The following is a 12892-nucleotide window of genomic DNA, read 5'->3' as shown; positions in this document are numbered from 1 at the left end:
ATAAAAAAGCATCAGGCAAAGCCTGTTTTGAGATGATCTTGAGCTGGATTCAAGCAAAACTTAGAGTTAAATCAGATTAAAATCCAGTTTTTGTCTATTGGCACTTTTAAGCGAGAAGCGTTTAATAAGAGGCATCGCCAGCAACATGCAAATAGGTTAGCGGATGCAAGTGACCAATTACTTTAAACACAAACTGAAAACCCAGCAGCAAATCGGCTTATGGATTGGATTGGCAGATGCCTATGGAACCGAGATTGCGGCAAATGCAGGTTATGACTGGCTGCTGATTGATGGTGAGCATGCACCCAGTGATTTGAGAACGACTTTGTCGCAACTGCAAAGTATTGCTGCTTATCCCTCGCAAGCAGTGGTACGACCACCCATTGGTAGCGTACAACTGATCAAGCAACTCCTTGATATCGGTGCACAAACGCTGTTGATTCCGATGGTAGAAACCGTGGAACAGGCCGAACTCATGGTCAGGGCAGTCCGTTATCCGCCTGAAGGAATTCGTGGCGTTGGTGCTGCACTGGCACGTGCCACCCGCTGGAACAGCATTCCAAATTATTATCAGACGGCACATGAAGAAATCTGTTTATTAATCCAGATTGAATCGGTCACAGGACTGGAAAATCTGGATGCTATTCTTCAGATCGACGGGATTGATGGCGTGTTTATTGGCGCCGTTGATCTATCTGCCACTATGGGTTATCAAGGTGATCCGAATCATCCTGAAGTACAAAAAGCTGTAATTGATGCAATCCAGCGGATTCGTTCTGCAGGCAAAGCTGCAGGAATTCTGTCAACCCAGCATGAAGTGACGCAAAAATATATCGAACTTGGCACTGAGTTTGTAGCAGTGGGCGTAGATACCAGTGTTTTGATGAATTCCTTGCGTGATCTATTGGGGAAATATAAAAAGGATATCAATGTGATTAATCCGACTAGCGGTTATTAATCAACAAGAGATTCTGAATGAATAGCTTAACTGGATATTTGGTTTATTTTTAACCGGAAATTCTTTAGATGAGCTATTCATTCAGCCATAAGAAAATCATAATGAACCTTCAAGATGCAGAACAATTTTTACAAGAACAGCAGAACATCTTAGAGAACCAACGTCAGCAAAAAACTAGACGAGTGCAACAAGCCTTTTTTATGATTCACGTACTGTTTGTAGCCTTAAATGCTATTCTCTTGATCCTAAATTATCAAAAGACGGGAGAGTGGAACTTGCTGTACCTCGGGCTGAGTTTCATGTCTCTAATATTGATTTTAAGGTATTTAAAGACAGGTTTTGTTTATCAACGGAAATGAAATAACGTTAAAATGAATTTTAGATCATAAAAATCAAAAGCCTAATAATTAACAAAGCATGAAAAAAGTTCTTAAAAATCCCATTCTATTGTCATTACAATGTAATTTTGCTTTTGCTGGATAAATAGCTTACACTGGTTGCACTTCAAGCAAGTACTGTTCTTGCTTCTATTATTATTTTAAGCTGATTGTGATGTACTTTTTAGTTCAAGTATTTGAACTCAAATAAGATCTACTAACCATAGAACTATTATGTAAACTAGGTTGTTATTAATCTCTCTCCATATAGTCACAAAAAGCTCATATCGTGTGAGTAAATATTTTGATCAAAATCAATGAATGGCATATTGCCACTGCCGCTGATGGCAATGAAATTAACGTGAAACTGGTTCCATTAAAGCGCAAGCAAAATACAATGGACGGTTTTATCTGGGTTGAGGTCGGTAAAATGATTCAATTGCCAACGGGTGAGGAATTTCAGTTCAATCTCGATGGTAAAAGTTTCTATACTGGGGTAAACCAGCTTTATCGTCTGTGTTAAGCAGATCAATATCGTAAAAAGTGGCTGATTAATATCGCCACTTTTTTAGTTTTAGGGTGTCAAAACTTTGATTTTCCTGAATTTCTAGAATCTCTGCACTGTCTTCTTTCCAGTCGCCCAGCACAATTCTTCTCTTTTGACCCAGTTGATGAATAGCTGCGCGATGTGTATGACCATGGATCAGTACATCTACGTCCTGTAATACCAGCTCAACTGCATGCGGGTTGACATCCATCACTTCATAGCTTTTAAACTGTTGTGCCTGATGGCTTTGCTGACGAAAGCGGTTGGCCAGTCTGGTTCGAAATGAAAGCGGGGTTTTTCTTAAGAAACCCAGTAGCCAGGGATGACGAATAATCTTTTTAAAACGCTGATAGGAGACGTCATCGGTACATAATGCATCGCCATGTTCCAGGCGAAAACGTGTTCCAGCAATAATAAGCTGATCGATTTCAGGAAGAAGCTGCCCGCCAAATCGAGCTAAAAATTTGCTTCCCAAGACAAAATCCCGGTTGCCGGCCTGAAAATAGACTTGATTCCCAGCCTGAGTAAACTGTTTTAACGCAGTGACAATCTCGTCCAGCCACGTAGACCTATAGTCATCGCCAATCCAGGCATTGAACCAGTCACCCAAAATATACAGTTGGGTATTTTGATCTTGATACTCAGTTAATAAATCTAAAAACCCCCGAACAAGTCGAGGGTGATCAGGTGACAAATGTAAATCTGAGATAAACAGATAGATCACGAATCTTTTCCTTGTTTAATTTAATCCCTCCCGACCTCCCTTTGAAAAAGGGAGGAAAACCTTATTTTGATAAAAGGTGATTCCCTCCTTTATTAAAGGAGGGTTAGGGAGGATTTAAACTTATTCAGAAATGATTTTTGCAGATTCGATTACTACATTTTCTAGAGGAACGTCAGCGTGGTAGCCACGGTTGCCAGTACGTACGTTTTTGATTTCGTTCACAACGTCCATACCTTCAACCACTTTACCAAATACCGCATAACCCCAACCTTGAGCAGTTTTGCCAGAGTGGTTAAGGAATGAGTTGTTTTTCACGTTAATGAAGAACTGAGCAGAAGCAGAGTGCGGTGCCTGAGTACGCGCCATTGCAATCGTACCTTCGTCATTGGTCAAGCCGTTGTCTGCTTCGTTTTCGATTGCATCACGTGTTGCTTTTTCCTTGAAGTTTTCATCCATGCCGCCGCCTTGGATCATGAAACCATCAATAACACGGTGGAAAATTACGCCGTCATAAAAACCGTCACGTACGTATTCTAAAAAGTTAGCTACGGTTTTAGGTGCTTTTTCAGCATTGAGTTCTAGAACAATACGACCTTTATTGGTGTTTAATTCGACTTGAGGAAAACTCATTGTGTAATCTCCTGATCATGGACGAGTGCCATGGTTTTTTCTGAATGAGTGAAGCATAAGCAAACTACATTCGACAAGGCAAGTAAAAACATTATTTTCTTTGTTAAAAGCATAAAAATAATACCTTATTTATACGTTGATTTATCAAGGCATTTCAAATGCTGCCAGACAGGGCGTTATATTCCAGACAGGCGCGAATTGAATCATTTTCTGATTCCGTAAAGCGTTGATATTTTAGTTTTGGGCAGCTTACTGTATTTTCAATTTTTAAAATGAGTGAATTGAAATCAAATACCGTAGTTAGCGGTTGAGAGATTAAGCACCTATAGTTAAACTAAGGAACTTTGATAATGAATATACGTACAACTTGTACGATGAAATATTCGTTAATCCCTTTTTAACTTTAGAAGTGAATGATTGATCATGAAGCCAAATGATGTTGTGACATCTCTGCCCGAGAACCCGACCCAGAAGAACAATGCAGTCGATTCAGTGCAGCAGCAAGAACAACAACCAGGCTTGGACTTTGTACGTCAGGTCATTACCGATGATTTAGCCGCTGGTCGTACTCAACAGGTGGTGACGCGTTTTCCGCCTGAGCCGAATGGCTATTTACATATTGGCCATGTGAAAGCAATTTGCTTGAACTTCGGAATTGCTGAAGAATTTAAAGGTGTGTGTAACCTGCGTTTTGACGATACCAACCCGGATGCCGAAGAGCAGGAATATGTGGATGGTATTGCCAATGATGTGAAATGGCTGGGTTTCCAATGGGAAGGCGAGCCGCGTTATGCATCAAGCTATTTCGATCAACTTTATACCTGGGCAGTTCAGCTGATTGAGCAGGGCGATGCCTATGTGGATTTGCAAAGCCCTGAAGAGATCCGTTTAAACCGCGGTAATTTCGTTGAGCCAGGCAAGAACTCGCCACAACGCGATGCAAGGGTTGCAGAAAACCTGGAGCGTTTTGAGAAAATGCGCAGCGGTGAATATGCAGAAGGTCAGGCCGTTTTACGTGCCAAGATCGATATGACTTCACCGAACGTGCATATGCGTGATCCAATTTTATACCGTATCTTGCATTCTGAACACCATCAGACTGGCGATAAATGGAAAATTTATCCAATGTATGACTATGCGCATCCACTTTCTGATGCAATTGAAGGTATTACCCATTCACTCTGTACCCTGGAATTCCAGGATCACCGTCCGTTCTATGATTGGGTAGTGGCAAAAGTTAAATCACCATCCGTGCCACGTCAGTACGAATCTAGCCGTTTAAATGTGGACTATACCATCACCTCAAAACGAAAATTGCGTAAGCTGGTTGAAGGTGGTCATGTAAATGGTTGGGATGATCCACGTATGCCAACCGTAGTCGGTATGCGTCGTCGTGGTTTCACGCCTGAAGGTCTACGTGATTTCTGTCAACGTGTTGGTGTATCGAAGGTTGATGGCAGTATTGTCGATGTGGCCATGCTGGAATACTGTATTCGCCAGTCTCTGGAAAATACTGCCGCTCGTGGTATGGCGGTGTTAAATCCATTAAAAGTGACTTTAACCAACTTGCCAGCCGATATGGACCTGACCCATTCACGTCATCCGAATGTCGATATGGGTGAGCGTGTTATTCCACTGACGACCGAGCTGTTTATTGACCGTAAAGACTTTGAAGAAGAGCCACCAAAAGGCTTTAAACGTCTGATTCCAGGCGGTGAAGTCCGTTTACGTCATGCCTATGTCATCAAATGTGACGAAGTCATTAAAGATGAAAATGGTGAAGTGGTTGAGCTGAAATGTTCGATTGATCCTGAAACTTTAGGTAAAAATCCTGAAGGTCGTAAGGTGAAAGGCGTGATTCACTGGGTATCTGCGACAAAAGGCGTTCCTGCAGAAGTGCGTATTTACGACCGTCTGTTTACGGAGTCTGATCCAGAAGTGGGTGATGACTTCTTGGCAAACCTGAACCCTGAATCATTGAAGGTGGTTCAGGCCGTGATTGAGCCTGCTTTGGCGCAAGCTCAGCCGGAGGATCGTTTCCAGTTTGAGCGTGAAGGTTATTTCGTGGCAGATCAATATGATCATTCCAGCGAAAAACCGGTATTTAACCGTATTCTGGATCTTAAGGACAGCTTTAAACCAGGCAAATAAGCTGGTTTAAGTCAGAATGTAAAAAGCCCAACTCTGGTTGGGCTTTTTCAATACAGCAGGGAAAATTGCATGATTGTGCGTGATAAGAATAATAGTTTGGGGTTACTGTTTGCCTGGCAGGGAACGATTCTGCCCAAGGTGCTGCCCGCATTAATCTTGGTGGTTTTTATTTCCGCTTTGCTGGTGTATTTGAGTCAGGCGCATTTCGTGAGCCTTCCTGCTGTCCCGGCAATTGGCTTTACCATCTTTGGTGTCATTCTCTCGATTTTTTTAAGTTTTAGAAATACAGCCTGCTATGATCGCTGGTGGGAAGGTCGTAAGCTTTGGGGCGCGCTGATTGCCACCACGCGTCATTTATGCCGCGACAGCCATGTGCTAGATAATCAAACCCGTGAAATGTTGCTGTATCGCATGATGCTGTTTACCCATTTGTTACGTGACCGGTTGAGACAGCAAACGCCCAGTATTCAGGATTATCAGGCGACTACCGGTTTTGAACCTAAATCATTTGAGCAATTGCCCATGCAAATCAATCCATCACAATGGGTGCTGGAACAGATGCAAAAAGAGCTGGTACAGCAATATAAACAGGGTAAGATCAGCGATATTATTTATAACAACCTGAATCAGCATACTGTGGCCTTGGGAGATATTCAGGCTGGTTGTGACCGAATTTTGTCAACGCCATTACCATTTTCTTATTCGGTATTATTACATCGTGCGGTTTATTCTTTTTGCTTTATCCTGCCTTTCAGTTTGCAGGCAAATTTAGGCCTGTGGACGCCGATCCTGGTCGGATTAATTGCTTATATGCTACTCGGGCTGGATGAGCTTAGTGCGGAGCTGGAAGAACCCTTTGGTCTACAAGACAATGATCTGCCGCTAGATTCAATTGTACGACTGGTAGAGCGGGAAACCCTAAGCTCTTTAGGCAAAGCACTACCTGAAGCGATTCAAGCCAAAAAAGGCTATTTAACCTAATTCCTTATCGACATCATCAAAATGTAAACACGGCCTCAACCTTTCCTGCTCATCATTTATCGGTAGACTAGGCTTTGAATTAACGATGTTTAAAATTAGTCAGGTCTGACACTTTAGTTTTAGCCTGATCTTGCAATTCACGGTATTGTTGCAAACGCAGATTGGCTTTATCTCTGAGCTTCTTCTTGATGTACAGCGCCAATGCGAAACTGGTGGTGGTCAGGGTCAGGAACATGCTGTTCATAAAACTCATCATCGAGCTGATATAACCAATCGTGGTCAGACGATTCATCATATAAATCACTTGCGGGCTGCTTTCTACGCCGGTAATGGCCCAGGTACACAAATGTTCGCAATTATTAATAATCAGATGATAGTTATTTTCATGCATTCTGGACCGCATGCGGCGCACCACTTTACGACCTTTATATTTTGCCGAGTCATAATGCTGCATATGAATCGGTTTGCCATGACTGAATTTTTCAATCGAGGTGATTTCAATGGGGCGTTTCTTGAATAAATGCGCAAAGCCGGAATAATGAATGACACGACCACGTCCGGCGTAAATCCCATGATGGGTATAACCGAAATGTTTAACCATAAGGTGTGCGCCTATGGGAAACCGTTTAGTCTGTTGCATATCAGAATTAAGCCATTTAAAAAGCATTGTCGTTTAATAAGAAGTGTACTGTGTTTTGCTAAATTAATCGATGCCTTGCCTGAGTTTCAGATCAGAATTGAAGAGTTATTAAGCCAAATTTAAAGGGATTTAAAGAAAGCAGAATTTAGAACATATTCTTCTGATAAAGGTTTTAAATAGCCTAAGCAAGCCTTAACATTTCTTCAAATCAAAGGGGATCAAATGAGTTGTTTAGAGTTTTCCTGCCTGATCTCTGAAGTTTTAAAGTTGGAGTTAATAAACTATGCTGAAATAGAGAAGACCAAACCCTTCAACTATAAACTTTCAAGCATAAAAAAAGCACCTGACTACGCAAGTGCTTTCTTTATACGGCTGTAACCTTGGCCGATTACTGCAATGGCAAGTGCTGAAGTTCATTCAGTTCTTTACGGCTATAGCCGCGAGATACCAGAACCTTTTTAATTCCGATGATGATTTCTTCATCAGTGGCTTTAGAAAGTGCTTCAAGAAGCTGTTCATTTGTCTTGCAAGAGCAATCATTTTCAACACAAGCAATTTGATTCTTGTGTTCATTGTGTTGTTCATTAGAAAACAACTTTTGCCAAAAACTCATAGAGCCTTCATACAACAACCTAACATAGAGTGAAATATAGCCAATTAAATAAATAAAGCAATAGGACCTATGTGATAAAAGCAGCAGTTGATCTCGAAAATTTCCGATTGAAGCCCGAAGGTCTAACGATATTTCTTGCTGTACAAGTCAATATTTATTATTAAATACATGATTTATAATATAAAAAATGGAGCTTCAGAAAGCTCCATTATTGTAACAATATAATAAATTGAAACAAACTCTTTATACTTTTTCCAATAAGACACCCGTCTCAACATGGTGCGTATACGGGAACTGGTCAAACATGGCGAACTTGCTGATTCTATGCGTTTGAGACAACTGTTTCAGATTGTCATATAAGGTATCTGGATTACAAGAAATGTAAATAATACGCTGGAAACGCTGTAACAGTTTCAGCGTTTCATCATCAATACCAGCACGCGGTGGATCGACAAATACCGTATCAAAATCATAAGTCGAAATGTCAATTTGTGCTTCCTGCAAACGACGGAAAACACGCTCGCCATTATACGCTTGAGTGAATTCTTCGGCAGACAGACGCGCAACCTGAATATTTTCAATCTGGTTCTGCTCAATATTCCACTCAGCTGCATAAACTGAAGATTTGGCTAATTCAGTGGCCAATACACGGCGGAACTTGGTTGAAAGTGGAAGTGTGAAGTTGCCATTGCCACAGTAGAGTTCCAGCAAATCTTTATCTGATTGTTCCGCTGCATCACATGCCCATTCCAGCATTTTTTGACAAACTTGTGCATTGGGCTGGGTAAAGCTGCTTTCGATCTGCTTATATTTATAGTCACGATCAAAAATAGACAGTTCTTCCACCACATATTCATCAGTCAGGACAAATTTCTGGCCACGGCTGCGACCAATCAGTTTGATGTTGAGTTTTTCCGCCAGCGCTTTTGCTGCAGGTTCCCAGCTTTCATCCAGTTTACGGTGATAAATTAGGGATACCAGAACCTGACCACTTAAAGTCGCCAGAAAATGGACTTCAAACAGGCGATTACCCAGATTGGCATCTGCCTTGAATGCTGCCAGTAGTTGCGGCATCAAGTCATTAATACTGCGGTCTGCAATTGGAAACTCATCAATACGAATCACTTTTTTATTGTTGTTTTCGTCACGTTCGAACATGGCATAAAACAGATCATCTTCAGTATGCCAGATCCGGAATTCAGCACGCATGCGGAAATATTTTTCAGGAGACTGGAATACTTCTAAAGCAGGTGGTTGATATTCGGCAAACTGAGCGCTGATGCGTTCAATTTTGGCTTCAAGTTGTTGCTGATAAGATGAAGTCATATGCAGTAAGAAATCGCAAATATTTTAAAGCGCAAATGGTAGCAAAAAATTGCCGATCTGCCTAAGCCTATTGTAGTCAAGCCGCTTTAAAAGCTGCATAAAAAAGACCAAACCTTCTGAGGAGAGAGGTTTGGCCATAAAGAGGAAAGATTTAAGCTAAAAATACTGAGATGATTGGACTGATTTAGAGATTATCCATCGTCATCAAGCTGGCATTGCCGCCTGCCGCCGCCGTATTGATACTGATCGCGCGTTCAATCACAAATCGCTCGACCGGAATATCATAGTTGCCCGAACTTAAATGGGTGATACCAATAATTGCACCTTTTCGGCCTGCAATGCGTTTTTGCAAATCAATCAGTTCAGAAGAATCACCATGATGCAGGACGGCATCAAACGCGCCTGTTTCAATATCCCGGACCACTTTAAATTGCTTGCTGATCGCGGCTGGCATGGTTGGTAAATATTTCAGAATAAAAGTATTGTCAGCTAGGAATGCAGGACGACTGCCGACCGATAAAATTGCCAGAATTTGCTGAATCTGGTCTTGCTCCGTGTGTGCCAAAGATAGAACACTTTCTCGTGGCAAGATTAGGTACTGATTTTCCTCACCGGTTGGACCTTGCAGGCTAAAGCTTTGACCAGTCGCAATTTGCATAGGTGCTTTTAAAGATAAAGTTGGGAAAGTTTTAGCTACCCAGACTTTAAACTCCTGAACAAGTTTATTTTCAACAAGTGCTGGATCCGCTTGAACTGCATAAGGCTGCGCCAGTTTTTTCTCGGATACTTGATGCATTAAACGGTAGATATACAACGGGCCACCTGCTTTCGGGCCGGTGCCAGACAGACCTTCGCCACCAAAGGGCTGGACGCCCACGACCGCACCAACGATATTGCGGTTGATATACAGGTTGCCGACTTCCGCTCGTGCAATCACGGTTTGCATGGTTTCATCAATACGCGTGTGCAAGCCCATGGTCAGACCATAACCCTTGCTGTTGATCTGATCTAACAACTGTTCCAGTTCGCCATATTTATAGCTGATCAGATGCAGTACCGGGCCAAACACTTCACGTTCCAGATCATCCAGATTTGGCAGTTCAATCAGGGTTGGTGCAATGAATGTTCCTGGAGTTAATTCAGTCTGGTCCTGATTAAACATCAACTGATGAACTGTATGACCTTTGCTGCGCATCTGCTCAATATGCTTTTGGATATTTTGCTGGGCTTCTGCATCAATCACTGGACCAATATCGGTTTTCAGCAAGACCGGATTGCCAACGCGCAACTGTTGCATGGCACCTTTGAGCATGTTGCGAACAGCCTCCAGATTATCCTCTTGCACACAAAGGACACGCAGGGCAGAACAGCGCTGACCGGCACTGTCATAGGCAGAGCTCACAACATCCAACACCACCTGTTCAGTCAATGCAGATGAATCCACAATCATGGCATTTTGACCACCAGTTTCAGCAATCAGGGTGACGCTTTCTCCAAACTGGTTTATTCGTTCTGCCACGGTTTTTTGTAGAATTTGGGCGACCTCGGTGGAACCGGTAAACATGATGCCCTGAATACGTGGATCTGCACTGAGCTGTGCACCAATGGTTTCACCACGGCCCGGCAATAGCTGTAACACATCCTGCGGAATGCCGGCTTCCCATAAAATCTGTACGGCTTGTGCTGCAATGAGCGGTGTTTGTTCAGCCGGTTTGGCAATCACGGTATTGCCAGCGACCAGCGCTGCTGAAATCTGACCGGTAAAAATCGCCAGCGGGAAGTTCCATGGACTGATACATAGTACAGTACCTAAAGGCTGGATCTGTACATTGTCACTGAGATCCAAAACTTGAGCTGCATAGTAACGCAAGAAATCTACCGCCTCACGTACTTCGGCAATCGCATTGGCATAGGTTTTACCTGCTTCGCGAGAAAGAAGAACCATGAGCGGAAGCAAACGCTGTTCCATCAGTTCTGCGGCTTTATTCAGGCAGGCAGCACGCTCATTTTTTGGCAGATTGGCCCAGAAACTTTGTGCATTAACTGCTTGAGTGAGTGCAATTTCGGCCTGTTCAGAAGTTGCTTCATAGACTGTGCCGACCACATCCTGATGGTGTGCTGGATTGATCACTGGAACTGCATGGGGCGTATCCACGCTGCTAAATGCCGTTCCCATAGCAGCTGACTGAAATTGCGTATTTGCCAGACTGGATGCGACTTCATTTAAAATACTGAGTTCAGCATCATTGGCCAAATCGAGTCCTGAAGAGTTCAATCGTGCATCGGTATAAAGATCTTGCGGATAGGGAATCTGGGGATGCTTGGCACCCATCACGCCTTCTTGTTTTGATGCCTTTAAAATGGTTTGCTGTGGATTTTCAATCAAATCTTCAATTTTCAAGGTTTTGTCAGCAATACGATTGACGAAGGAGGTATTGGCACCATTTTCCAGTAAACGACGCACCAGATAAGCCAGCAAGGTTTCATGATTGCCGACGGGCGCATAGATCCGGCAGGGAACACCCAGTTTATTTTTCGATGGATCGCCCACGACATTTTCATATAGCGGTTCGCCCATGCCATGCAGACATTGGAACTCATATTGGCCAGCATAATACTGCTCAGGTTGCGCCAGTTGATAGATCGTCGCTACCGTTTGTGCATTGTGTGTGGCAAATTGCGGGTAGATATAATCCGGTTCAGCCAACAGCTTACGCGCACAGGCGATATAAGATAGATCGGTATGAACCTTGCGGGTAAATACTGGATAATCCGACATTCCATCAATCTGGGCTTTTTTGATTTCGCTGTCCCAATATGCGCCTTTGACCAGACGAATCATTAAGCGTTTCTGGCTGCGTTTTGCCAGATCAATGATATAATCCACCACATAGAAGCAGCGTTTCTGATAAGCCTGAATCACAAAGCCAATGCCTTTCCAGTCCTGCAATTGTGGTTCAAAACACAGGCGTTCTAACAATTCTAGCGAAATCTCAAGGCGATCGCTTTCTTCAGCATCGATATTTAAACCAATGTTGTACTGCTTGGCCAAGACCGCGAGTTTAAGTACTTTTGCATAGAGCTCATCATGCACGCGATCCATTTGCGAGCGCTGATAACGTGGATGCAGCGCAGAGAGTTTGATAGAAATGCCAGGCCCGTCATAAACATCTTTATCCTGTGATGCTTGGCCAATGGCATGAATGGCTTGCTGGTAATCCTGATAATAACGCTCAGCATCCGGATCGGTCAGTGCTGCTTCACCGAGCATGTCATAGGAATAGCGGAAGCCTTTTTCTTCCAGCGGCTCCGCATTTTTTAATGCTTCGTCAATGGTTTCACCCGTAACAAACTGCTCGCCCATCATGCGCATGGCAACATCGACAGCCTTGCGAATAATTCCTCGGCCACTGCGTGCCAAAAGACCGGTCAACAAGCTAGACAGGCTTTTTTGCTGCGGGGTTTCCATTAGCTTGCCGGTCAGCATCAATCCCCAAGCGGCTGCATTCACAAACATCAGTTGGCTCTGGCCCAAATGTTCTTTCCAGTTACCTTGATTGATTTTGTCTCGAATCAGCAGGTCACGTGTGGCTTTGTCCGGAATCCGCAGCAAGGCTTCTGCCAGACACATCAGGGCAATGCCTTCCTGAGAAGATAAAGAAAATTCCTGCAATAAGCCTTGCACAATACCGGCTTTCCCAGTGGAACTTTTGCGTTCACGTAAGGAATGTGCGAGATCAAAGGCAAGCGCCTGAATCTTGTCACTCATCTCGGAAGAAATTTCACTATGGGCCAATAACTCTTCGACGCATTCAGTTTCAGCACGACGCCATGCCGTATTAATACGTTCTTCGTATTGGTTTTTGTGTTTAAATTCAGCAATATAATTCGAGTGCTGGGCCGCATCTAAAATTGAATCTGGGCGGAGAGTGGTTGGCATAGTGA

The 12892-nt window shown here is 43.2% G+C and carries 10 protein-coding genes; 4 read left to right on the top strand and 6 right to left on the bottom strand.

Going from position 1 to position 12892, the window contains the following annotated elements; all coding sequences use genetic code 11:
* Positions 1-163: 163 nt before the first annotated feature.
* A complete protein-coding gene (hpaI, locus tag NI468_RS01710; protein ID WP_004279848.1) occupies positions 164-958 on the top strand; it encodes a 4-hydroxy-2-oxoheptanedioate aldolase in 795 nt (264 codons plus the stop codon).
* 681 nt (positions 959-1639) lie between these two features.
* Positions 1640-1858 carry a hypothetical protein gene (locus NI468_RS01705; protein WP_004279847.1) on the top strand — a complete coding sequence of 73 codons (219 nt, stop codon included), beginning with the start codon at positions 1640-1642 and terminating at the stop codon, positions 1856-1858.
* A 28-nt stretch (positions 1859-1886) separates the two neighbouring features.
* Here the strand turns inward: NI468_RS01705 and NI468_RS01700 are convergent, their stop codons facing one another.
* A complete protein-coding gene (locus NI468_RS01700) occupies positions 1887-2606 on the bottom strand; it encodes a UDP-2,3-diacylglucosamine diphosphatase (RefSeq protein WP_253099308.1) in 720 nt (239 codons plus the stop codon).
* Between the two features lie 120 nt (positions 2607-2726).
* The gene (locus NI468_RS01695) at positions 2727-3236 is read right to left on the bottom strand and encodes a peptidylprolyl isomerase (RefSeq protein ID WP_004279844.1); all 510 of its coding nucleotides are present in this window, start codon (positions 3234-3236) and stop codon (positions 2727-2729) included.
* 423 nt (positions 3237-3659) lie between these two features.
* On the opposite strand from NI468_RS01695, the gene NI468_RS01690 reads away from it, so the two are divergent.
* Both NI468_RS01690 and NI468_RS01685 read left to right on the top strand, forming a co-directional pair.
* A complete protein-coding gene (locus tag NI468_RS01690; protein ID WP_253099306.1) occupies positions 3660-5387 on the top strand; it encodes a glutamine--tRNA ligase/YqeY domain fusion protein in 1728 nt (575 codons plus the stop codon).
* A 69-nt stretch (positions 5388-5456) separates the two neighbouring features.
* On the top strand, positions 5457-6368 hold the full coding sequence (locus tag NI468_RS01685) for a bestrophin family protein (protein ID WP_253099304.1): 912 nt from the start codon (positions 5457-5459) through the stop codon (positions 6366-6368).
* Positions 6369-6447: 79 nt separating this feature from the next.
* Here NI468_RS01685 and NI468_RS01680 read toward each other — a convergent pair whose 3' ends face one another.
* The 4 genes from NI468_RS01680 to putA form a co-directional block, all read right to left on the bottom strand.
* Positions 6448-7008 (bottom strand): lecithin retinol acyltransferase family protein, encoded by a 561-nt coding sequence (locus NI468_RS01680; protein ID WP_004279839.1) that lies wholly within the window; start codon positions 7006-7008, stop codon positions 6448-6450.
* A gap of 388 nt (positions 7009-7396) precedes the next feature.
* Positions 7397-7621: a hypothetical protein gene (locus NI468_RS01675; RefSeq protein ID WP_034436106.1), complete on the bottom strand. Its 225-nt coding sequence runs from the start codon at positions 7619-7621 to the stop codon at positions 7397-7399.
* Between the two features lie 243 nt (positions 7622-7864).
* Positions 7865-8947 carry a tRNA (uridine(54)-C5)-methyltransferase TrmA gene (gene trmA / locus NI468_RS01670; protein ID WP_253099302.1) on the bottom strand — a complete coding sequence of 361 codons (1083 nt, stop codon included), beginning with the start codon at positions 8945-8947 and terminating at the stop codon, positions 7865-7867.
* 184 nt (positions 8948-9131) lie between these two features.
* Positions 9132-12887 (bottom strand): trifunctional transcriptional regulator/proline dehydrogenase/L-glutamate gamma-semialdehyde dehydrogenase, encoded by a 3756-nt coding sequence (putA, locus tag NI468_RS01665; protein WP_253099299.1) that lies wholly within the window; start codon positions 12885-12887, stop codon positions 9132-9134.
* Positions 12888-12892 lie beyond the last annotated feature (5 nt).

Origin of the sequence: Acinetobacter lwoffii, assembly GCF_024129355.1 — a bacterium.
Taxonomy (GTDB): Bacteria; Pseudomonadota; Gammaproteobacteria; order Pseudomonadales; family Moraxellaceae; genus Acinetobacter; species Acinetobacter lwoffii_I.
The sequence above is the reverse complement of the archived record's forward strand: the minus strand, read 5'-3'. Positions and strand labels throughout refer to the sequence as shown.